Origin of the sequence: Paenibacillus sp. FSL P2-0136, assembly GCF_037975325.1 — a bacterium.
Classification (GTDB): Bacteria; Bacillota; Bacilli; order Paenibacillales; family Paenibacillaceae; genus Paenibacillus_AQ; species Paenibacillus_AQ silagei.
Genome location: NZ_CP150244.1, coordinates 3,623,173 through 3,646,136, shown reverse-complemented (window position 1 = coordinate 3,646,136; position 22,964 = coordinate 3,623,173). Strand labels below are relative to the sequence as shown.

At 47.6% G+C, this 22,964-nt stretch carries 17 protein-coding genes; 4 read left to right on the top strand and 13 right to left on the bottom strand.

From position 1 onward, the window contains the following. Window positions 1-66: 66 nt before the first annotated feature. Window positions 67-1,071, bottom strand: coding sequence for a M23 family metallopeptidase (locus NYE26_RS15150; RefSeq protein ID WP_339257008.1), 1,005 nt, complete (start codon window positions 1,069-1,071; stop codon window positions 67-69). A 209-nt stretch (window positions 1,072-1,280) separates the two neighbouring features. On the opposite strand from NYE26_RS15150, the gene NYE26_RS15145 reads away from it, so the two are divergent. The 4 genes from NYE26_RS15145 to ltrA all read left to right on the top strand — a co-directional run bounded on the left by NYE26_RS15145 (window position 1,281) and on the right by ltrA (window position 6,159). After that, window positions 1,281-2,006, top strand: a complete 726-nt coding sequence (locus NYE26_RS15145) for a response regulator transcription factor (protein WP_339257006.1) — start codon at window positions 1,281-1,283, stop codon at window positions 2,004-2,006. Further along, complete coding sequence (locus NYE26_RS15140; RefSeq protein WP_339257004.1) at window positions 2,003-3,769, top strand: HAMP domain-containing sensor histidine kinase; 1,767 nt, start codon at window positions 2,003-2,005, stop codon at window positions 3,767-3,769. The genes NYE26_RS15145 and NYE26_RS15140 overlap by 4 nt, the downstream gene beginning before the upstream one ends. Before the next feature lie 73 nt (window positions 3,770-3,842). Next, on the top strand, window positions 3,843-4,259 hold the full coding sequence (locus NYE26_RS15135) for a VOC family protein (RefSeq protein WP_209874168.1): 417 nt from the start codon (window positions 3,843-3,845) through the stop codon (window positions 4,257-4,259). A gap of 607 nt (window positions 4,260-4,866) precedes the next feature. After that, window positions 4,867-6,159, top strand: a complete 1,293-nt coding sequence (ltrA, locus tag NYE26_RS15130) for a group II intron reverse transcriptase/maturase (RefSeq protein ID WP_339257001.1) — start codon at window positions 4,867-4,869, stop codon at window positions 6,157-6,159. A gap of 384 nt (window positions 6,160-6,543) precedes the next feature. Here ltrA and NYE26_RS15125 read toward each other — a convergent pair whose 3' ends face one another. The 12 genes from NYE26_RS15125 to NYE26_RS15070 form a co-directional block, all read right to left on the bottom strand. Then, complete coding sequence (locus NYE26_RS15125) at window positions 6,544-6,969, bottom strand: SRPBCC family protein (protein ID WP_339257493.1); 426 nt, start codon at window positions 6,967-6,969, stop codon at window positions 6,544-6,546. Between the two features lie 37 nt (window positions 6,970-7,006). After that, window positions 7,007-7,693 carry a helix-turn-helix domain-containing protein gene (locus tag NYE26_RS15120; protein ID WP_339256999.1) on the bottom strand — a complete coding sequence of 229 codons (687 nt, stop codon included), beginning with the start codon at window positions 7,691-7,693 and terminating at the stop codon, window positions 7,007-7,009. 54 nt (window positions 7,694-7,747) lie between these two features. After that, window positions 7,748-8,920 (bottom strand): NAD(P)/FAD-dependent oxidoreductase, encoded by a 1,173-nt coding sequence (locus NYE26_RS15115; RefSeq protein ID WP_339256998.1) that lies wholly within the window; start codon window positions 8,918-8,920, stop codon window positions 7,748-7,750. Between the two features lie 36 nt (window positions 8,921-8,956). Continuing rightward, complete coding sequence (locus tag NYE26_RS15110; protein WP_339256996.1) at window positions 8,957-10,378, bottom strand: MDR family MFS transporter; 1,422 nt, start codon at window positions 10,376-10,378, stop codon at window positions 8,957-8,959. A gap of 230 nt (window positions 10,379-10,608) precedes the next feature. Further along, complete coding sequence (locus tag NYE26_RS15105; protein WP_339256994.1) at window positions 10,609-12,072, bottom strand: alpha/beta fold hydrolase; 1,464 nt, start codon at window positions 12,070-12,072, stop codon at window positions 10,609-10,611. Between the two features lie 188 nt (window positions 12,073-12,260). Next, on the bottom strand, window positions 12,261-13,469 hold the full coding sequence (locus NYE26_RS15100) for a GDSL-type esterase/lipase family protein (RefSeq protein WP_339256992.1): 1,209 nt from the start codon (window positions 13,467-13,469) through the stop codon (window positions 12,261-12,263). Window positions 13,470-13,486: 17 nt separating this feature from the next. After that, on the bottom strand, window positions 13,487-15,703 hold the full coding sequence (locus NYE26_RS15095) for an FAD-dependent oxidoreductase (protein WP_339256990.1): 2,217 nt from the start codon (window positions 15,701-15,703) through the stop codon (window positions 13,487-13,489). 99 nt (window positions 15,704-15,802) lie between these two features. Then, entirely contained in the window at window positions 15,803-17,428 is a 1,626-nt protein-coding gene (locus tag NYE26_RS15090) for a response regulator (RefSeq protein WP_339256988.1), read from the bottom strand. Next, window positions 17,425-19,164: a histidine kinase gene (locus tag NYE26_RS15085; RefSeq protein WP_339256986.1), complete on the bottom strand. Its 1,740-nt coding sequence runs from the start codon at window positions 19,162-19,164 to the stop codon at window positions 17,425-17,427. Before NYE26_RS15085 ends, NYE26_RS15090 begins: the two co-directional genes overlap by 4 nt. Window positions 19,165-19,255: 91 nt before the next feature. Next, the gene (locus NYE26_RS15080) at window positions 19,256-20,842 is read right to left on the bottom strand and encodes an extracellular solute-binding protein (RefSeq protein WP_209871004.1); all 1,587 of its coding nucleotides are present in this window, start codon (window positions 20,840-20,842) and stop codon (window positions 19,256-19,258) included. Window positions 20,843-20,906: 64 nt separating this feature from the next. Beyond that, the gene (locus tag NYE26_RS15075; RefSeq protein ID WP_339256983.1) at window positions 20,907-21,776 is read right to left on the bottom strand and encodes a carbohydrate ABC transporter permease; all 870 of its coding nucleotides are present in this window, start codon (window positions 21,774-21,776) and stop codon (window positions 20,907-20,909) included. A gap of 13 nt (window positions 21,777-21,789) precedes the next feature. After that, complete coding sequence (locus NYE26_RS15070) at window positions 21,790-22,737, bottom strand: ABC transporter permease subunit (RefSeq protein WP_339256981.1); 948 nt, start codon at window positions 22,735-22,737, stop codon at window positions 21,790-21,792. Window positions 22,738-22,964 lie beyond the last annotated feature (227 nt).

Genomic DNA, 22,964 nt, shown 5'->3' with positions numbered 1-22,964 from the left:
CCTTTCCTATAAGTAGGTATATTATATTACTTATAGGAAGCCGCAAGTCAACACTTTTTACACTCTCTATTCGGGCAATCCGTGAAAAGAATTCCCCCGTGTCAGGCTCTGACTCTGATCTGCCCAGCGGATCTGAATCGAACGGGAAGTGAATAGATCGGGCCCGTCCGATACTTGAAAATGCAAGTGTGCTTCACTGGAGTTCCCTGAATTACCGAGATGTCCGATGAGATCTCCCTGCTGGACGTTATCCCCTTTTTTGACGGCTACACTGCCTTTCTTGATATGTGCTGTGATGCTGTGCTCCCCGTTTCCATGATCAATGACCACGACATTCCCTTCCGGTGCTTCAGCGTTCATCACGCCCGGAGTGTTATCCGGGATGTCATTTTTGACTTCAACCACCTTGCCATCTGCGCCTGCATAAAGAGGCTCACCAAAAGCATAATAGTCCTCGTTGTCCGTTCCCTCACCTTGATAGCTTGAAGCATCCTGTGTGCGGATAATGTCGAGTGCGTAACGCTGGGTTTCATGAGCATAATGATAGTTGGATAACACATCATTCCCGCCCCAGAACACAAACCATTCGCCCTTCATCGGAAACTGGAATGCTGTCTTGGTCAGCGCCTTATCCGTTGCTTCATGCGTTTCAAGCGGCTGAATAAGCAGCCCCGCAATCTGGTGATTTTCGGAAAAAGAGGCTTGAATCCCCTTGGTCCCCGTCTGATCCTTCCATGAGCTTTCAACCAGATGGTTCATTTTAAACTCCGCAACCTTCTCCCATGAAGCAACGCCTTCCATAAAGCTATCGGCAGTCGTCTTGAATTCGTCCAGCGATATGATTTCCTGTAGCTCCGGACTCATCTGTTTGTAGATGTCCTCCTTCGATCCCTTCATTAAGGTATCCATGAAATTGTCTGGTGTAATCATTGCGTCCTCCTCGGCTGTCTGTTCTACCGGTAATTGCTCTTGTGGTTCAGATGCTTCCGAAGTGCCGCACGCAGACAGCATCACACACGTACCAAGCACTACGGCAAGCAGCTTCCAGCTTTTCGAATATCCTCTAGTCATTTCCCTGCACTCCTTTGTTTGAACGATATCTTTACAGTCCAGTGTACGACATCAATCTTATCTGCCGTCTAACTTACTCTTACGACTATCATAACTTTGCGGCGGGCTACCTCTCCAAAATTAAGCATCCGTTAAGGTTACCGGCAAGCAGCACAGTGTTTCAGAATGGTATGATACTTATATAAAAAGCTGGGAGGCTCTATTTCGCCATGGATGAAGTTTCAATTTTGCTTGTTGATGATGAACAGGCGATTCTGCATATGCTCCGAACGGTATTGCTCAAGGAGCAATTCCTGGATATTGATACGGTCACTACCGGTGAAGACGCAATTGCTGCATGTGAAAAGAAAACCTATCACTGCATCGTGTTGGACGTGATGCTACCAGGCCGAAGCGGGCTGGAAATATGCCCTTTTCTGCGTCAAATTACAGATGCCCCTATTCTCTTTCTGACTGCGAAAACCACCGATTATGACAAGCTGACCGGCTTTGCGGTTGGCGGAGACGATTATGTCGTTAAACCCTTTAACCCGCTGGAAGTAGTCGCACGGATCAAATCCCTGCTGAGACGATATTTGCCCAGACAGACGGAAGCGGAAAAACTGCCACGGGAAGGGATCTATGACTATGGGCGCTTCCAGGTTATGGAGCCAGCCGGTGAACTCAGAGTCGAAGGTCAACCCGTGAACTGCCCTGCGCTGGTATACCAGCTGCTGCTATTCTTTTGCAAACATCCCAATCGTATCTTCACCAAGTCTGAATTGTATGAGCGGGTCTGGGGGTCGGAGGCCATTTCGGATGACAACACCGTCATGGTACATATTCACCGGATTCGTGAGCGTATTGAGGCTGATCCCTCCAACCCTGAATTATTGGTGAACGTTCGAGGGCTAGGGTATAAGCTCATTCAGTCCGACATGGGGCATGGGCGATGAGTGTAAGACGCAGATTGATGACGCGGTTCATTGGCCTGCTTGCGGGTACTGTGGTCCTAATCTTGATCATCGGCGGAAGTATAGCTTACTGGGTCATTCAGCAGCTGAATGAGGCCAGCCTTGTTGAAGATTTTGCCACTGTCGGACTCGACCAGCTAATCAGTACAGCAGAGATTTTGCCGGACGGTAGTGTTAAGTATGATCCGGGGTTGCTGAAGCGAATTGATGAAAACAACGGCTGGCTTCAGGTTCTCGATGAGCAGGGTCGTGTGTTGGATGCTTTTCATACCCCTTCCGATGTGCCGAATCACTATAAACCTGGAGAACTCATATCTTATTGGCAAGGACAAAAGCCCTTTCCCTACCGGCTATATCTGCTTATCCGCGAAAGAGAAGGCATTAATTTCACCCTGTTGTATGGAGAGAACAACCAGTCTGTAACCATGCTGGAGCAAGCATATAACGGGGGCCGTTATGCCAATAACAAGCTTGAACTGGCCTCCGGGCAGCAGGAAATCATTCGAGCAGCGGATGCCTATCTTCAGATTTTGGATGAACAGGGACAGGAGATGGCTTCTTTCAACAAGCCCGCAGCAGGCATTCCGGACAGCTACAGCATCCAGGATCTGATTCTCCGTACACGATACCCCATCCGGTATGGAATGACCACAGTGACCAGCTATGATGAGCAGAACCATTCCACCTGGATGCTTAGTGTTCCTCTTGCGGGCAATCCGGCGGGTAGCAACGTGAACCCCTTCGGGTTTATTTTTGGACCTGCCCTGATTGCGCTTCTGGTATCTATTATCGGCTTGCTGATCCTGCTTGCTGTCTGGTATGCCAACCTGTTCGGTTATCCGATGCTCCATATGCTGCAATGGCTGCAGCGGCTTGAAAGGGGACAATATGAGGAGCCGGCCGGCCCCCGCGGCAGGCCGCTTAGCCAGAAGAAGAACGGGAGATGGCGGCGAAACTATCGGGTATATACGGAAGTGTTACATTCCATCCAGACGTTATCCGCTACCCTGAAGCAGGATAAAGAACTCCGCAAACAGACCGACTTTCTGCGGGAGGAATGGATTGCTGGAATTACCCATGATCTGAAGACACCGCTATCCTCGCTCCAGGGTTATGCACACATGCTGGAGGCAGAGAAATACCAGTGGACTACGGAAGAGGTACGCGAATTCGCGGGCATTATGGTGGACAAGTCCATGTACATGGACAGGCTGGTAAGCGACCTGGCCATGACATATCGTCTGCGCAGCGGCGGATACCAGCCTCCTGTTGAGCTAACGGATATCAATGCTCTGCTGCAGGATTTGGTACAGCGTGCTGAGCGGAACCCGGCTTTTGGAGTGGGCCGCATTACGTTCCATCCCGCCCCGGTTGAGGTACAGGGTTATGTACACATTCCCTCCTTTGAACGGATCGTTGATAATCTGACCGCTAATGCCCTGCTGCATAATCCGCCGGACACGAAGCTGATTGTAAGGGTGCAGCCAGGTAAAGAGGCAGGTGATTTCATCGTTCAATTTGCGGATGATGGACGCGGGATGGATCAGGAGACGGTGTGGAAGCTGTTCGAACGATACTACCGCGGTACAGACACAGCGGCGCCCGATGTCGGCTCAGGCCTGGGTATGGCGGTAACCAGAGGGCTGATTGAGGCCATGCAAGGGCGAATTGAGGTTCGATCGAATCCCGAAGAGGGGACAGAAATACGTTTGATATGGGATGCCCGTTCGAGGGCTGGAACATAATAATCCAGAGGTTCCAATGTGGTATAATCATAAGAAAATATTTGAAAATATATGACGAAGAGGTGTTCTGCTAATGGCATTAACGTCCGCATTCACGAGCCTCAACCTGCCTGTTAAAAACGTAGCCCAATCGAAAGTGTTCTTCACTGGACTTGGCTTTGAGCTCAACCCGCAATATCCGGATAACGAGACTTCGGTAGCCCTCTTGATCGGCGACAACCTGCAGGTCATGCTGATCGATCAAGCCTTCTTTCTTACACTCACGGAGAAGGAAGCCGTCGATACGGGCAAGTATGCGCAGATGACGATTGCTTTGGAATTCGAGAGCCGGGACAAGGTTGATGAAATCGTGAACACCGCACTCTCCTTAGGCGGGAAATTGCACGCTGAGCCTGAAGATCATGGATTCATGTATCATTGGGGCTTCGTGGATTTGGACGGCCATCTGTGGGCGATTAACTATATGAACATGGATGCGGCACAGGGTTGAGGCTAACGACGAATACACTCGTACTAAGGCTGCAAAAGAAAGACGCCGGGCATCTTCCCCGGCGTCTTCTTTGATAGGCGTGCCCAGAGGCACGCATTATCTAGTTGGTGAAAGTCCAACCAAAGGAGGGACCAAGCTACCTTTGTAGCTAGGATGCTTGCACATGGCGAAATCTGTGTGTAAAAGCGCATCGACAAAAGTACCGGTCAGAGACCGGGCGAGCAACAATTCAGGCCGCAACATCAAGTGAATCCTGCCGCGTCGTCAAAAAGGCCCTGCAAAGGGGAACAGAGGGAGCCGAGTCCCGCTATTATGGACGAAGGCCAAGGAAACTGTGCAGAACTTGGAACAGCAGTGAAGAATCCTCCGGCGTAATGGGAACGGCATGGATTGAAAGATAATGCAGTGAACTGGGGAGACCCTCCCCCACACGGAATTTTTTTTTAGGAACCCGTAAAGAGGCGCTCTATAAGTCCAGAAGACGAAGTGAACCGTCTGTGGGAAGGGAGTCCGAGGGGCTCATAGTACCGAAGAACCTAAGGACAACATAACCTTAGGGAGGGAAGGAGCCCTGCTTTGTTTACGCTTTTGGAGGAGGTACGAGTGAGTGAATGCCAAACGGCTAACGACACCCAAGGAAAAAGTTCAAGAACTCCAAGAAAAGCTAGGTCATGCGGCCAAGGAGAACAACAAGCGTAAATTCCACGCCTTGTACGACAAAGTCTACCGGTGGGATGTGCTATGCGAAGCCTGGAAACGGGTGAAAGCGAATAAGGGAGCTGCGGGAGTGGATGCCGTAACGCTCGCTGAAATCGAGAAACAAGGAGTGACGAGATTTCTCAAAAGCTGTGAGCGAGAATTGAAAGAAGGCAGCTACCATCCGCAGCCGGTTCGGCGGCATTATATCCCGAAGAAAGATGGGAAGCCAAGACCGCTAGGCATCCCTACGGTACGAGACCGAGTCCTACAGATGGCAACCAAACTGGTGATTGAACCCATCTTTGAAGCAGATTTTAAAGAAGTCTCCTTCGGATTTCGCCCGAAGCGAGGTGCAAAAGGAGCACTGGAACGAATCCGGAAAGCCTGCAACCGCAAAGGAAATTGGGTAGTCGACGTCGATATCCAAGGTTACTTCGACCATATCAATCAAGAGAAACTCATGAAATTGGTACAGATGCGTATCAATGACAGACGGATTTTGAAGCTTATACGGAAGTGGCTTCATGCGGGAGTGATGGAAGAAGGAAAGGTACGGCGCTCCGATCTAGGGACACCCCAAGGTGGTGTCATCTCGCCACTGCTGGCGAATATCTATTTGAACTACTTTGACCGGTTATGGGAGAAACACGGAAGTGGGCTGGGAGAACTGACGAGGTATGCAGACGACTTCGTTGTGGTCTGTAAAACCAAAAAGGATGCAGAACATGCGTATGAACTCATCCGCACCATTATGGAACGTCTAGAACTCACGCTGCATCCGACCAAAACCCGCATTGTAGGTCTGTGGACAGGAGACGAAGGCTTCGACTTCTTAGGAATGCACCACCGAAAAACGAAAGCAGAAACCTCTCAAGGGAAGGTGTACTATACCACTCAGCAGTGGCTAACGAAGAAGGCAGAGGAACGCATCCGAGGCGTGGTCAAAGACCGATTAGCACCGCCTGGCATGCGCTGGAAATCGTTTGAGGAACACGTGGAATGGCTCAACCCAAAGATTCAGGGATGGAGAAATTACTATTACACGAACTACAGCCAAAAGAGGTTAGCGAAGCTGGATTGGTATATTCTGCAGCGATTTACCCGGTGGTATGCAAAGAAGAGACAACGGAGGAGATGGATGAGTTCATTCCCGGAGGTCAAGTATACGGCCAATAAGTGTGGACTAAAAACGCTATTGTAATCTGCATGCCCATGAATGACAAACATCGGAAAGCCGTATGAGGGAAAACCTCACGTACGGTTTGATGAGGAGGGGCTGGGTTGTACCAGCCCTTTACTCTAGTTTAGTGTTTTAAACCGAATACAATTGTCGGTACAGCGGAATATGGACCAATGTATGTGAAAAACAGCATACATTGTGCTCGCAAGCAGGCATATGGACCGAATGTATGTGAAAAACAGCATACATTGTGCTCGCAAGCAGGCATATGGACCGAATGTATGTGAAAAACAACATACATTGGGCTCGTAAGTAGGCATGCGGCCTGAATGTATATGAAAAACAGCATACATTCAGGCCGCGCGAAGGTAATCTTGTTCATCCCTTAGGGTGATTTTGTTCTAATCAGTTTTTTTCAGTATAGGATTTGAAATTGTCCATGATCGCTTGCCAGCCTGCTTGCTGGAGCTCGACGGGGTTGGCGTTTTCCGCATCGAATGTTTGAATGATCTTCGTCTCATTCCCTTGACGGGCGAACGTAATCTCCACTCTTCTTCCGTCTTCTATGGTGTAGCTGATCACCTCATGCTGATTCACGACATCGTATACGCCGCCAAAATCAAAGCCCATGCTGCCATCCTTCGCTTCCATCCGTGTCATAAAGGTACCGCCAGGCCGCAGATTGTTCTCGGCTCTTGGCGCATGCCAGTCCTCGGAGGCCTGATTCCACTTCGTGATGTGCTCCGGCTCAGTCCAGTAGCGCCATACCTTCTCGATAGGGGCTTGTACCACAGTTTGTACGGTTACTTTCGTCGGTTGATTCTCTTCCATTTCAATAGACACCTCTCTCATGAACTTCGTCGCTTGGTTACTTACCATTGTCTCCCAACTGTTTGTGCAATATCCCCTGGAGTATTACTTCAATGGCCCAGAAGAACCTCTCCTTGGAGGCGGTATCCCCCGAGAATAAATCAGTCTTCAGACTGTTCATGAGCGGAAACCGTACCGGATCTGCTTCATTATAGTAACTTTGGGCAGTTTCCATCAGTTCGCTTGCTCTCTTAGCCTTCTCCAACGCAATGGAAGACACGTACAGGAGCAATAAGTCTGTTCCCCAAGCAGCGGCCGTAGAGGTGATTCCGCCCTTCTGCAGGACGGAAAGTAAATACTCATTCAGACGAAAGGCATGATTCCCAATAGGAATCGTCTGTAGGGATAGCTCCGCTAATCCAGGTTGTTCGATAAGCAGTTCTGCATAAGCCTGCAGCGCTTGAAATAACTGCTCCTTCCACTTCTCGTTCGTCAGCTCCGGCAGGTTCAACTCACCAAGACCAAGGTCAAGCACATATGAGCTCAATTCCTGCAAATTTTTGACGTACACATAGAGGGAGGAAGGTCCAGTGTCCAGTTGCTTGGCTACCTTCCTCATACTCATGCCGGAGGTCCCTTCCTGCTTCAGCAGCTCATACGCGGTCTTGACAATCAATTCATGACTAAGGGGTTCTTTGGCTGGCCGGTTGCGGCGGCTCACAATTTCACGTTTAGGTTTCATCATACTTTCCTTATAACATGCCGGAAGACAATAGTAAATACATCGCGGAAGATAACATCATCCTTGCTGCTCATACAGGTCTTGATAAGATTGCATGAGTGCTGCGAACTTTGGAGCGGCATTCTCCGAGAAGCTCAGGATGAGGTTTTCGTTAGATACATATGCTTTCTCTGAAGCATACTGGAACATTTTCTCTTCATATTCTTCAATTGCCCCAGCTGTGTCCTTATTTCTTACAATGGCAAGAGCCAGCTCCAGCGCATCCAGCATCGCAAGATTCACCCCTTCTCCGGCAAAAGGAGACATGACATGAGCCGCATCACCGATTAACGTGACACCAGCGCTGCGTTCCCAGCAAAACCCGACGGGCAGCATGTAAATCCGTCTGGGTACAACCGCATCTTCCGCATACCGGATATAATTCTTGAGCGGTTCGCTCCAATCGTGAAATAGCTCAAGCAGCTTGGCCTTCGTCTCCTGCGGATTATCGTTCCGGATTTCATCTAACCAGTCCCTCTCTACCTTGAAGCTTGCATATACTTTGATCCGTCCGTTGCCGTTCAACTGGCCCAGAATCCCTTTATGATCATCCAGTGCGAACATCTTGCCACGAGCATTGAATGCGGCCAGATCCGGGTGATCGGCTGCAATTACGTTAAGCTCCAGCATCGTCAGACCTGAATATTCCACATCTGTATCCGTAAGCAGAGGACGAACGCGGGAAAAGGCACCATCCGCACCAATTACAAGATCGGCCCCAGCGATATGTCCATTCTCAAAATGAAGCTCCGTCTTACCCTCGCCCAGAGATACAACCTTCTCCAGTTTATAGCCATACTGTATGGTAGACGGATCTAACTTGTTTAAAAGCAATTCACAAAGCACACCACGGTCAATCTCCGGGCGTCTCTGCCCTTCCGAGCTCTCTTCATCGGCCACTTCATCCAGGTATATGGTTCCCGTCTTATCCATGAGCCGGAAGTCTTCGCCCTCAAACCGTGCTGCCTGCAGAAAAGCTTCATATAATCCCGCCTCCTTCAAAGCGAGCTGCCCGGATTCTTCATGGATATCTAAGGAGCCTCCGCGTTCATGGCTTAGGTCCTTATGCTCACGTTCATAGATTGTCGAGGTAATACCATGCTTTTGCAGAATCAGGGCAAGCGTTAGCCCCCCTGGTCCACCTCCAATAATTGCGATCCGGCGTTGTTCTGTAGAATTAACAGTTGTCATGTGTAGACATCTCCTTTTGTATAGATAGTTATTTTCTTAAGAAACCTGCTTCTTGCCTGCAAAAAACAAAGATAAAACCAATGCACTAACTGCAAACCCCAAAGTAATCCAGAAGGTTGAGCCGAAGGCATGACCTAATTGATCGGGTGAATGCTGCGCGGGAAGTCCCCTGATTTGTTTGGCCAGAAAAGCCATCGTGATGGTAACACCGAAGGAGGACATGATTTGCTGTGCTGAAGTAGTTATGGGCGTAACACGGCTTATTAATTCCTTGGGAGCTGATCGGAGGACATGTGTATTGATCTGCATCATTGTTAATCCTTGCCCAAGCCCTGCAAAAGCAAAGCTGCAAATGATGTATAACGTACTGGTATGAGCATCAATCTGCGTCAGAGCAAGTAAGGAACCGCAAAGTGACAGAATACCCATAAGGGCAACCGGGCGAACACCGAAACGGTCAAACAACCGGCCGCCGGCATTAATCCCGACCGTAGATAACAGGGCTTGCGGGATCACATATAATCCAGCCTCAAGAGGAGTTAACCCCCTCACTTGCTGTAAATACAGCGGGAATAACAGAATACTTCCGAATAAAGCGATCTGATTCAGCCAGGCGACAGAGATGCCATGTACAAAGGTAGGTGAACGGAATACTCTTAGCTCCAGCAGCGGGTGCTTTTGCCGCAGCTCATTCCAGATAAAGAAGGCCAGTATAATGAGACCCCATGCCAGTGGAGCTAAAGTCCATAGATTGGACCACCCCTTCTCACCTGCTTGATGAACAGCAAACACAATGGAAGTAAAGGCAACCGGAGCCAAAAGCGCGCCGATTACATCCAGCTTGTTGTTCAATTTTGCATCCGATGCAGGTAAGTACCTCCAGGCCATGAATAAAGCCAAGATGCCAACCGGAACGTTGATGAAAAAAATCCAGTGCCAGTTGATGTACTCGATCAGCCAGCCCGACAATAAGGGGCCAAGAATAGGAGCAAGCAGCATCGGGATACCGAGGATGCCCATTACAGATCCTCTTTTGTCCGGAGGAGCGACCATGAATACAGTGGCAATCCCGATTGGAGCCACCATGCCCCCGCCCAGACCTTGGATGATGCGGAAAACGATAAGCTGAGTAGGAGTGGTTGCCATTGCACACAGCACAGAAGCGAGAACGAATAACACAATGCTAACCATAAACATTCGTTTGGGCGAAAAACGGTCAGAGAACCAGCCGGCTAACGGAATGACTGCCGATAAAGACAAGGTGTACGCCGTTATGACCCACTGAATCGTACTAAGATTGGTATCGAAGGCACTTACTAATTTCGGTACAGCTACATTCATGATGGTGCTGTCTAAGATCACCAGGAACATCCCTGAAGCAACTGCGAGAAGTATGGGCAGTATCTGCTTTAAGGAAAAAGCTGCTTGAACACCGCGGCTACTATTTGTCTCTGACATAAACTCTCTCCTCCTTTCCTTTCATAAGCGTATGAATTAGTTAAGGTGATACATTTATAACATAACGAACACTGTTCGTCAAGAACAACGTTCGTTATAGATTGGAGAAAGCCCCCTTCTTATTTCTATTCTCAGAATAGAATAAAGAAAGGGGCTGCTCCCGAAATCGTTTGTAATTATATCAAAATCGTATATGATTCCACACTATGCTTAATTGAAATGGCCTCGTCTTAAAGCTCTTCCGGCTTTATAAATTTCACTTCGGGATAACTGTCGTTTGGCCCCTCCAATAGTTGTCCCCCTTCTCCTTTCAATTCCTTATTAAAGAAATCGAGGACATAGTGATTTACGACGTCTGATCCTCTTTTACCATTAATATCTCCTGTGATTCCAGTCAGTTTAATCAGTTCAGAATAGAATTGAAGGTCCGTGAAATTGAAGTGCTGGGTACCCTCTATATAAATCGCAGGCCCTCCCTGATTGATCACATTTTTAATAATGTGCAGCTCTTCTTCAAGTTGTTTAGTGACTTCGTTATCCGGATTGGTATCCTTCTTGAAATCTGTCAACCAGTCTTTAAAAACTCCGGATCTTATGAACATAAACGGCTTGTTTAGATCATCTCTATTGTCCACTTCGATCAGTGACCCGTCCATATTGACTCCGGCCTTGATTCTAGGATCTACATAAGTAGTATTGAACGCTGTTGCCCCCCCGAAGGAATGCCCCATTACGCCCAGATGATCTAGATCGATTTTTCCTTTAAATTGACTTTCGATTGCACCTGAATTCAGCTTTTCAATTTCGTCGATTACAAACTCCACATCTTTCGTCCATATCTTACCGATTCTTCTGCGATCTTCTACGGTAGTCGTCTTGGTGGTATAGTCCGTTACACGGCCATCCGGAAAAATGGTAGCAAAGGTGCTATACGTATGATCGATAGTGACCACGATATACCCGTGACTGGCGAGATTCTCGGCCTGTGATGCATGGAGAACCCGACTGGTTCCCATACCGTGAGATAGCAGTACCACAGGATAAGGACTTGTAGAAGGCAATATTTCTACATTTTCATAAGAGTTGGTTTTACTATACTTCCAGTAATCGAATACAAAGTCTGGTAGGTTTAATGAATTAGAATAGGTCTGGATATACTTTTTGAACATTTCTTTATCTTTGGGAAAAAGAGCTTCACTCTTCTTGTTACTGCTATTTGCAGTAGGATACCACACTTGAACCATTAGTTCCCTCTTATCGCTTGGATCTGCAGTTAAGACTTCATCTCTGTTCTGATCCGTAAAATGAAAGGTTTGAGTACCCACTTTCTCCGGACCTTCAAGCTTCGGCAAATGAAAGACTGGCAAGTATACAGACAAGCCGGTAGATATAACAAGCAGAATGACGATGATGGAAGATGAACTATATTTCAACAGCTTCCCTGCTTTTATATTCCCTATATTCCCCATCTTGCCTAAATGCCTGAGTATAACGATGAGTATGAGTAACGCCGTCATCATGTATACCAAAAGCAACTGCCATCTGTATCCCTCTACAAATAATTGAACTACCAATATAACGCTGCTTCCTATCCCCAAAACCAGTCCTGTTGTCTTTGCCCCTCTTCTGATAAACAATAGATCTGCGAGTAGCGCGAAACAGGATAGAACTAAAAGTATCTCAAATAATCTCATTTGACACCCTCTCTTTCTACTTCTTCTTTTGCTAAGATGTAAGCTTAACCAATGAAAGTGTATTCCCCGTGACGTCAATATGAACTGAATATGAACGGACAAAAGAAATGCATCAAAAGCTAAAAACCCTCAGGACGCTAGGATAGCGTTCCTGAGGGTTCAGCCATTGTACAATGTCTAATGAGCCATTATAAGGGAGGCTGCACCAGTAACAGCTTCCCAAGCTGGATCACCGTTTGATCATACCAATCCGGATGCTGCCGGAAATGCTCACTGCTCCGTTCATTGCCGGATGCCTCGAACACGGCCGCTTTGTCTGTCTTGCCGGTATCGAGCTCGAAGCGAACCGTATGTTGCCCGTTCGGGAGCTCCGGCAGGAATACATACTGATTACGATTATGATCGTTGTAGAATGTGAAGCGATCGACAATAAAGGGTTCTCCGCCATCCACCGTTACCTTCAATCTGCCGGAATCAGGTCCTCCGATATCGAATAATCCGATACGGGTGCCCTCGAACTGCACCGTGACCGCCTCTCCAGGATCGGCTGCCCGCCACAGGCCGGGAAACAACCAGCTGTACTCGCGAGCTAGAGCAGAATCACCCGGTGTCAGATATGACCATCCTGCAGAAAAAGTAGTCAGACTATCCAGTGGCAGCATGGCCGCATACTCCCAAGGATTAGCGGGGACCAGCGGATTCTGAGGCAGGTGATGTACGAACCTTCCCGGCTGATCTTGAAGCTCTCTAATGAGCTCAAAGGACCGGGTGATCGTATCCGTGTAAATCTGGTGTCCTTCGGGAATGGTCGGATGGATCGAATCATGCGTAAAAATAACGGCGCCGGGAATGGATACGTCTTCTCTTGAGGTGAACACGAGTTGTCCCTCCGACACCAGGTGACTGACCGCTACCCCCAGATGAATAGAAGGAATCCCATAATAGTCGGCCACTTCCTCTTGCATTAGAGCGCCCTTCTGATATTCCCCGGACTGGAACAAGGCCACATCCCGCTCCTTCAGCGTATACACGAACAGGATATCGGTAAACCGGCTCCGCTTGCGGATCTGACGGACAATCCCTTCGATCCGCGCCTTGGATTCGGGATCTCCGCCATCGTTACCGACAAATTCAACAAATACCAGATCAGGCCGGTGACGTAGTACATCTGTCTCCACACGGGCACAGCCCAGATCCGAGCCTGTCCCGTTAATACCTGCATTCACCGCGCGGATATCCGCCTTAGGATATTGCTCACGGAGCCAATCCGCCGTCATGACCCTGTATCCTTCAGAACGCGTATTGCTGCCACCGAAATAGACGATGGTGACCGTATCCCCATTTTCCAGCTTCTGAATGACATTAGGGAGCCCTCTTCGAGGGAATACATCCTTCATCTCGACTTCACCTGACCTCACTTATCGTTTTTAGGAGCAAAGCATTTTACAGCAAACACTTCAAAATAAGGCGAACCATACGTTGCATAGAAATCAAAACGAATTCGGGTGACCGCTTTCGCGTCCACCTTATGTTTGTTCAAGGTGAGATAATTGCCGCGGGTTATGATTGTCCGCTCGCTTCCGTCTTCTAAGGTTAAGGTCAACTCATAATCTTGGATCAGAGACTCAATCGGATCGTCGAAATGCTCCAAATTCAGCTGCGGGTTGAAAATAAGCTGGATTTCGTCCACATTTTTGGGGCTGGCCAAACCAAATTCCAGCCATTCGTGTCCTTGCGTACGCTCAGAAATCCAGCTGTTCGGCAGACCATAAGGTCTGGAGAAGCCGTTGACGACATTCCCCGGATTATACATATCCTGGGCCGGCAACAGCTCCTTGAAGCAAATGCTCTTATTGCATTTCTTCAGTCCGGACGGCTCTTCCGGTCTATAATAGAAGCTGACCGCTCCGGTCATTTTCTCTTCATTGCCGTATACGGCAAGGCCCGCCGTACCTTCCAGTACGATGTAAATTTTGTCGTCAGCCGGTGTCTTGCAATCCAAGCTCAGCGTAATCCAGTCGTCATGACGGGCTGCAATCTCCAAGCTGTACTCTTTCAACCCGCTGACGGGAATATAATTTTCCTTCCGTTCCCCGCCGAACAGCTTCACCTGCAGGGTTTCCGGATGCCCGGACCTGTTTTTAATTTTGATCCGTACGCTTTCAGCTACGGATGTCTGAATCGGCAGGACCAGACATAACCCTGTCTCCAGGGAAAGCTCTTCGGTTGGATGAAGATTGTCGTAGCTGCGCTGAGATGAAGCACGAACCGTTAATCCGTCAGCGAAGTACGGGTCCAATTCCTCCTGAAGCCCTACAATCGTCTGTCCGTCCCGGAGCAGCAGCGCCTGCAGCTCGCTCATATGTTCCTCAGCTATAGCCGCAGGGTCGGCCTCATATTTCAAGCATAACGAAGCAGCCGTTCCCACCGCCTGTCCCATGCAACCGCAGGTTGCCATTACCCTGGTTGATCCGAAGGCCACATGGGTAGCACTTATATTGCGGCCGGCGAACATAAGATTAGGAATATTTCGTGAATACAAACTGCGGAAAGGGATATTGTACAATCCGGGCACGAAATTCCAGGCTGTAGCCGGCCCCTCATCGTAGATGCCCTTATTGGCATGTAAGTCCATATACCATCCGCCAACGGATACAGCATCCTCGAAATGCGGCTTTGTGGTAAGATCGTTCTGGGACAGCATGTGATCACCAATAAACCGCCTGGACTCCCGCTTTCCCGGAATCGGGCATACATAATCCAGGATGAGATTGGCTACATCATCAAATTCGCCGCTATTTTTGATATAATCCCAAATTCCGTACACCAGTTTCCGCAGCTCCAAGGCGATGTCTTCATTATTCTTGATAATATCCAGATGCCCGCCGTATTCCAGCCACCACAATCCTCCAAGCCCGTTGATTTTTCTTGGAAAAGACCGGTGGTTTAAGCCTTGTCTGATACTATCGAAAAAAGCCAGCTTCGTAATATCATACGCAAAGCCAGGTCTTTGGTAGGGAACGGAATATCCTACGTCACGGGCCTGAAACAGGATCGTATCGCCCATGGTATAATGGTCCGCCACTTCAGGTGCCAATTCTTCCTTATATTCATGCTTCGCCTCTCTCCCCTGCCGGAAGAGAGCCCCTGCCTGATAGCCGACAATGCCATCTCCGGAACAATCGATATAGGTCCGGCTTTCGAAACGGAATTTTCTTTCGGAAGCTAATTGAAGACCCTCCACCCACTTAATTCTGCCGTTCTCCATCCCCGTTTCATGCACACATGTATTCAGGAATAGAGCAATGTTAGCCTCACCATAGACCATGTCGAGCAAGACCGTATCCGAAAGTGAAAGCATAAGCTTCTTGTTGTACAACGGATTATAGTGAAAAATCTTCAGCTTGAGCTCTTCCACCAATCCGCCCTCGCGCGCATAATAGGATGGACTGTTTCCGAGATATGCCGACCCGTTGATATGAACCCTGACCTCGCTGCTCGCATTTCCCCCAAGGACCGGCCGGTCATTTATAAGTGAGACCTGCAGCCCTTGGCGTGCGGCAGCAATGGCTGCGCAGATCCCGGCAATACCTCCGCCTACGACGGTTACGTCTGCTTTAATAAGCTCCATTTTGATAACCTCCATGATTAGATCCTTCTCTCATGGTAAGCTTTTTGGGGAGCTTTTTTTTACATGATTTCACGAAAAAATTATACGATTGTTGCAAGGTTATCCGGATTCATACCGGGTCATTTTAATCCGGTATTGCTTGGGCGTATCCCCCGTATATTCTTTAAATAATTTGCAAAAATAACCTTCGTTCACAATCCCTACTTCCTCGCACAATTCCAATATTGAATAATCCCGAACATTTAACAGCTCGAGAGCTAATTGGATTTTTTTACGGTTGATGTAAGTGATCACGCCCTCGTTCATTGTTTTTTTGAATAAGCTGCTAAAATACGATGGAGCTAAATTCACTTCCTCGGCAATCGCCTCGAGCGTTAACCGCTGTTTCAGATTACGCTCTATAAACTGTATAGCACTCATGATTTCAGCGCGGTGTAAAAGCTGGCCGGCGTGTACATAGTCGTAGGTGAAGTCGCCAATATAGGCAAGCTGCTCCCGGAAAGACATACACTCGATGGGAAACTCTGCTACCTCCGTGGTCAGCTTGTTTCCTGATTTAAACTTCACCGTAATGTCTCTGTACAAGTCCCGCAGCATAGGCACCATGATGGACTTATGGATTTTATGGTCCGTAACGAACTGGTTCAGATCAGCAAAGGCCTGCTCCAGCTCATCCTTGGAGACCTTTCTTTTCAGCCCGTCAAGAAATTCAGCCAGCCTCTGCTGAAATTCTTCTTTTCTGTCATTGTGGTATTGGAAGCGGTGCATAGGTGTTTTTACTGCTTTCTCCGTATGATAATAGAAATCATCACTCACCTTTTGTGCTTCCGTGTAAGCCTGTTTGATCGATTCCCAGCCCCGGTGCGGACCTCCAAAAGCGACAGATACCCTTACATTCAAGTATTGGTGCAAATGGGAGACGATCTGCCCCCCTAATGCCTGGCAATCATATTCCGTTTCCAGATCACTGCGGTTATTCTCCCAGGATAGGAAGCCAATAAAACGGTTAGCGGATAAATCCGCAGCTACACCACTGCCCCCATTCATCACTGTTTCCTCGATGATATTCGTAATCGCATACCTCAGGATGCTTTGATCAGACGCTGAATAAGCGTTCCGGAAACTTTCATACCTGTTCATTTCGACAATAATACAGCAATAGCTGGCTTGGAAGAAATGAAACTGCATGCGGTTGGCAAAATCCGATGCCCGGTGAGAAGGAATTTCGCCTCTGATCAGCTCGTTAAAAAACTGCTTGCGGACTCTATATTTATTTTCAAGCACGGATACGTTTAACGATTGAAATTCCGCTTCTTTTTTCTTAACCTCATTTAAATTCCCGGCTGCCTTATCTAAAGCCCGGTTCAAATCCGCTTCCCTGAGCGGAACCTTAACAATGTATTCCATTACGTTCGCTTGAATCGCTCTCTGGGCGTATTCAAAGGAGGAATAAGCGGTCAAAAGAATGAACTGGGTACGGGGGAGCGTTAACTTTAGCTGCTCTATCATGGAAATCCCGTCCATTCGCGGCATCACAATATCAGATATCACGATATCCGGCTTAAGCTTTACGATCTCCTCTATCCCCTCCAGCCCATTATTCGCTTTGCCCACCAGATGAAATCGCTTATCCCTAAGGGAGAGCTCTTGAAAAAACAATTCCAGCCGCTGAAGGATCAGATCCTCATCATCAACAATGAAGCAGGTGTATTCTCTCACCATCATGCATCTCCTTTAAACAAGCCTACCGGGAATACGGCCTGAACACGGGTTATTTCCTTAGGTATACTCGCGATTTGGAGTCCGAATTGTTCTCCGTAGTGAAGTCTGATCCGGTCATGAATATTGTTTAATCCGATTCTTTTCCTTTTCACTTCCACATCACTGGGTTCTGAAGTTAAAATATGCTGTATGGTATCAGCCGGAATACCCTCGCCTTGATCAACGACTTCTATGATGACCCTGCCGCCCTCTCTGTACGCATGAATAGTAATAGGGCCTTCAATCCCCCCTCCGTTATAACCATGGAAGATACTGTTCTCCACAAGCGGCTGCAGCAGCATTCTAAATACCGGAAAGTCTGTTAATCCTGCTTCGATATCTTCAATCAATTGAAAGCTCCGGTTATAACGGATGTTTTGGATCGCGATATAGTCCGATACATTTTGCAGCTCCTGGCGCAGTGAGACCTTCTCCGAAGCGTCGGCGATCCCGTATTCCAGGATTGAAATCAGAGACTCGATCACCACATCTACTTTCTCAATCTGTCCGAGCCGTATGACATTGCTGATAGAACCAAGCGTGTTATACAGGAAATGAGGGTTAATTTGCGACTGCAGCACTTGAATTTCCAGCTTGCGTTCAAGGTCATGATGAAGCTCTGCTCCCCGGATCAGTTCCACAATTTGCTGCAGCATACGATCGAATGCCCGGGAGAGATCGCCAAACTCATCGTTTCGGTTAATAGATATAGTAGTTGTCAGGAGACCCTGCTCCACCCGTTTCATTTTTGTTTTGAGTGCGTAGAGCGGAGTTCTTATATATTTGGCAATAAAAAAGGATACGAACAGGCTTAAGAGAAAGCCCGCAGCCAGAAGCTCGATATAATAGGTTTCCAATCTGGACAAAGCCGCTTTCAAGCGTGATTCATCGTTGATTGAGATAATGGTCCAGTTGAACTTTTCCGTCGGTTTTTTCAGAAGGGAGACCTGAGTTCCCTCCTTGGTGTGCAATTGAAGGCTTGTTTCTGCGGTATCCAGAATTTGTTCCGCTGATGTTTCACCGATTGAAAACGTATGGTCTTGAATATTCAGGGAGCCTTTATTTTCCGAAAATCCGGCAATGATTTTACCCGATGCGGTGATTAGAGCCAGATTCATTTGTTCTTGTCTGTTAATCTTGAACAAGGTTTCTTCAATGGCATTGAGATCCAGATCTACCGCAATAGCCATAGGAAACGGAGTGCCGTTCAGATACCGGACCATGGTAACGGTCCAGCCGGAATATTTAGATTTGTAAGGGTCGCTGACAAAGGTTGTCCTTCTGTTCTGGTCAGCGGCAGCAAACAAGGGTTCTCTTTCAGCTAAAGGTTCATCGAATATCCGGGTAGCCGTGCTTCCGCCTAGAATGGATAAATCGCTTTGGATCAGATAAATATTACTGACATAACTGCTGTTGAGTTCATATAGCTCTCTTAATTGCTTTTTAATTACGTCCGTATTGTCAATATTGGCTTTCACCGATGATTCCACCGAGAACAGGATCGTCTGGAAGGAGGAGAAATTAACGGTGAAATACTGGTCTATCTTGTCAAGAATTTGGTTGGTGTAATACACATCCGTGGTTCTTATTTCCTTCTGGACATAGCGGTAAGATAATTGGCTGATCAAGATGATGCAGCTTAATACAAAGGCAAAGACGATCAAAAATAATTTTAAGGGCAGGCTGATTCTTCTTCGCATCGATCATCTTCCTTCTGCATCGGTATGGAACAAATCATAGCATATGACAATAAAGAGAGGGCTAAGGATAGCCGCTCTCTTCGTTTAATTTTTACTTGATTAAGCCTGCTTCCTTAAATTGTTTGATTACAGACTCCTTATATCTCTGCATGTCAAACTTGGTCTCCAATGTATCTAGGAAATTGTCCCAGTTCGAAAGTGGTTCCTTGCCAGTCATAAATTTGACCAGGCTCTCATTAATGTAACGCTGGCGGTCAGCTGCCAATGAATCGTTCGGGTCTTCAGTCAATAAGTTCCCGGGCAACGTGGGCGCCACGTATTTCTGATTGTTCTCAAACGCTTCTGCCGTCTTGGGATTCTGGAAGCTGAAGTACTCCGCATCATCCCCGCGGCGCGGCATTCTGTAATGATCGACCCAGAGGTACTTTTCTTTCATGTCCTTCGATAATTCGGAGGTTTTATTTTTGATCTTGCCGTCCACCACATCCCAGTGAATTCCTTTGATTCCGTAGGCAAAATTCGGATAGGCTTCCTGGTCCGTGAAGAAATAATTCAGCATGGACAAGATCCGGATGATTTTCTCCTTATCCGCTTTCTTGGAGATGGCCCATGAATTGCCCTGGAACGATTTTCTCTCTACAATCTGATCACCATAAGGACCTGTCATTGGAGGAATAACGATCCATTCCGGTACCTCTCCGCTGATTTCTTTCATTTTCTGCTGATAATCCGGCTCCAGCCTGCGGGCGTCTCTGATCATGAAGCCCACTTTCCCCTTAAATAACTTTTGGTCGAGCAAATCGGGCGTATTCATCGTCACCCAGTCCGGATCTACAACTTTGGCTTCCATCATTTTATGGATATAAGCGAGTGCTTCTTTCATTTTGGGATCGGTATACAGGAACACCGGTTCATTGTCCTTCACATCAATGGCTGAGGGAGGATTGACACCGAACATCCACATCAGACTATCGAAGCCGTAGGTTTGCAGATTACCTTCTTTATTCATACCGCCGATGAATCCGTACGTATCGTTCTTGCCGTTACCGTCCGGGTCCTTCTCTGTAAAGGCTTTCATAACTTCAAACAGCTCGTCAGGTGTTGTTGGCACCTCCATATTCAGCTTTGTCAGCCAATCCTGGCGGATGAAGTAGCTTCGGCTGATACCGTTTACATTATCATAACCCGGAACCCCAATGGTTTGTCCCTGATAGGTCACCGCCTCCCAGGAGTCGCTGCTGAAACGTTTTTGCAATTCAGGAAATTGATCAAGATACGGTGTCAGATCCGCAAGAACGCCTTGATCATAATATTGCGCGAGATCCGCCCGGCTTTTCAAGAAGATCAAATCCGGAATATCTCCGCCGGCTATGAGCGTATTTAATTTAGTCGTGGCTTGCCCGGATTGGGGAATCATCATTTCGAGGTCAATGTTTACGGCTTCCTCCAGCATTTGGCGCTGAATATCTTCTTCACGTGGAGGAATCGGAGCAGCCGCATTGAACGTACCCTGGTTAAACATCGTAATTTTCAATTTGGTTTCAAAGGGACTCTGCTGGCCCTCTGAATTCCCCGATGCTGCCGGCGGTTCCTCTTTTGGTCCCCCACATCCTGACAATACCGTTCCCATACCCACTATTGCTGTCAGCATAGCCAATGTAATTGCTTTACGTTGCATAATGACCTCTCCTTTGCTTCTATATTATCACGGTTTCCCCGTAACAACTCAGGTTGGAATGCCTTTAACCTTTAACTGATCCCAAGAGCACACCTTTGGTAAAATGCTTTTGCATAAACGGGTAGACGATCAAAATCGGAACCGTAGTCACGACAACTGCAGCCATTTGCACAGCGAACGTACTAACCGTGCCGGAATTGGCAAGCGAATCCGCACTTTGTGTGGCGACGTTAAGCAGGATGTTGCGCAAGATCACTTGAAGCGGCATTAGGCCCGAATCATTGATATACACAATCGCATCGAAGTAACTGTTCCAATGCCCGACTGCGTAAAACAAAGAAATTGTGGACAGGACGGGCAGTGACAGGGGTAAAATGATCCGCCATAACGACTGAAGCTCACTTGCACCGTCCACCCTCGCGGATTCCTCGATTTCTGCGGGCAATTGCTCGAAAAACCCTTTGATGATGACCAGATTAAAGGCACTAATAAGCTGTGGAATGATCAGTACCCATGGGCTGTTCAGCAATCCCAGAGAGCGGACTAATAAATAAGTCGGAATTAATCCTCCCCCAAACATCATGGTGAAGACAATGAAGAGCAGGAACGGGCTTCGCCCCGGCAAATATTTTTTAGATAAGGGATAAGCTGCGATTACCGTAAAGAACACATTCAGCAAAGTGCCTACAATCGTCCGAAACAAGGTGATTTTATACGCCTGCCCGATCCCGTGAGAAATGAATACTTCTTTATAGGCCAGAAAGGTAAAGGTCTCTGGTATAATCACAATTCCTCTTCTTAACACTTCTGATTCCGGGGTCACTGAAACAGCAACCACATAGAGAAAGGGCAGTAAGCACATCAAGGACAGCAAAATCAGAATAAAATAAACGACGGTTTGCCAGACTTTTTCCCCGGTTGTCAAATTGATCATTGGCATCACCCCCTCACCAGATTTGCCCATCGAATTTTTTGGCCAGCTTATTTGCCGCCAGCACTAGAACAAATCCGATGACCGCTTTAAACAATCCCACAGCCGTAGCCAGGCCAATCTTCAGCCGCTCAAGCCCTTCACGGTAGACCCAGGTGTCAATAATGTCGATCTTCTCCTGATTGAAGCTGTTGGCAAACATGAATATCTGGTCAAAACCGGCATCCAGAATATGGCTTAATTTGAGGATCAGCATCAGAATCATAACTCCCCGGATGCCGGGAAGGGTTACATGCCAGAGCTGTCTCCATTTGGAGGCGCCATCCATTCTGGCCGCTTCATACAAGCTTGGATCGATTCCTGCTAATGCGGCAAGGTACAATATCGCGCCCCAGCCAATATCCTTCCATATTTCAGATAAGATAATCAGCAGCCGGCCCCAGGCAGGTTCTGTCAGGAATGAGATGGGTTCAACACCAGCCTCCTTCAAAATCATGTTGAACAGCCCATCCCCCGGGGCCAATAACGCCACCATCATTCCATACACAATGACCCATGACAGAAAATGGGGCAAATAAGTGATCGTTTGTACGATTTTCTTAAACCATTGGGTATACACTTCATTCAGCAGCAAAGCCAGAAGGACCGGAGCCGAGAAACCGAACAACAGCTTATACAGCGATATGATAATCGTGTTTCTCATGATGTCCCAGAAATAAACGCCGTTCATAAAATCCGTGAAATTTCTAAATCCCACCCACGGGCTGTCCCATAGTCCTAAAGCCAGGTTATAGTTCTTAAAAGCAATAATGATTCCCGCCATAGGAATGTATTTGAATACGGCAAAATAAACTAACGCCGGGAACAGGAGCGCGTACATCACTTTATACTTTTTTATCGTTCTTATCCATGAGTTCCGCTTTTGGGGTAGGGGCATGGCGTCCGCTGCCAATTTCGCTTGCATATCATCACCTCGTCTCTATTTATAGTTGTATAGTAGCACCCCCTGCCCGGATAAATTTCTGTGATTTCTAGAATTTCTTATAAGATATTAATCTGAATTGTGAATGGAGGCTTTACGAAAAAACCCTCAGGACGCTAGGATCGCGTTCCTGAGGGTTCAGCCATTGTATATTATTTCAGGCTAAATCTGCTGCATGAGTACCTTGAGACAAGCGGAAATGCACTGAT

Bases quoted from the DNA above. Each gene is read 5' to 3' on its own strand.
- NYE26_RS15135 (WP_209874168.1), top strand. From the start codon at position 3,843: ATGGCATTAACGTCCGCATTCACGAGCCTCAACCTGCCTGTTAAAAAC.
- NYE26_RS15085 (WP_339256986.1), bottom strand. From the start codon at position 19,164: ATGCGAAGAAGAATCAGCCTGCCCTTAAAATTATTTTTGATCGTCTTT.
- NYE26_RS15110 (WP_339256996.1), bottom strand. From the start codon at position 10,378: ATGTCAGAGACAAATAGTAGCCGCGGTGTTCAAGCAGCTTTTTCCTTA.
- NYE26_RS15100 (WP_339256992.1), bottom strand. From the start codon at position 13,469: ATGAAGGATGTATTCCCTCGAAGAGGGCTCCCTAATGTCATTCAGAAG.
- NYE26_RS15095 (WP_339256990.1), bottom strand. From the start codon at position 15,703: ATGGAGCTTATTAAAGCAGACGTAACCGTCGTAGGCGGAGGTATTGCC.
- NYE26_RS15125 (WP_339257493.1), bottom strand. From the start codon at position 6,969: ATGGAAGAGAATCAACCGACGAAAGTAACCGTACAAACTGTGGTACAA.
- NYE26_RS15145 (WP_339257006.1), top strand. From the start codon at position 1,281: ATGGATGAAGTTTCAATTTTGCTTGTTGATGATGAACAGGCGATTCTG.
- NYE26_RS15075 (WP_339256983.1), bottom strand. From the start codon at position 21,776: ATGATCAATTTGACAACCGGGGAAAAAGTCTGGCAAACCGTCGTTTAT.
- NYE26_RS15115 (WP_339256998.1), bottom strand. From the start codon at position 8,920: ATGACAACTGTTAATTCTACAGAACAACGCCGGATCGCAATTATTGGA.
- NYE26_RS15105 (WP_339256994.1), bottom strand. From the start codon at position 12,072: ATGAGATTATTTGAGATACTTTTAGTTCTATCCTGTTTCGCGCTACTC.
- NYE26_RS15120 (WP_339256999.1), bottom strand. From the start codon at position 7,693: ATGATGAAACCTAAACGTGAAATTGTGAGCCGCCGCAACCGGCCAGCC.
- NYE26_RS15150 (WP_339257008.1), bottom strand. From the start codon at position 1,071: ATGACTAGAGGATATTCGAAAAGCTGGAAGCTGCTTGCCGTAGTGCTT.
- NYE26_RS15070 (WP_339256981.1), bottom strand. From the start codon at position 22,737: ATGCAAGCGAAATTGGCAGCGGACGCCATGCCCCTACCCCAAAAGCGG.
- NYE26_RS15090 (WP_339256988.1), bottom strand. From the start codon at position 17,428: ATGATGGTGAGAGAATACACCTGCTTCATTGTTGATGATGAGGATCTG.
- NYE26_RS15080 (WP_209871004.1), bottom strand. From the start codon at position 20,842: ATGCAACGTAAAGCAATTACATTGGCTATGCTGACAGCAATAGTGGGT.
- NYE26_RS15140 (WP_339257004.1), top strand. From the start codon at position 2,003: ATGAGTGTAAGACGCAGATTGATGACGCGGTTCATTGGCCTGCTTGCG.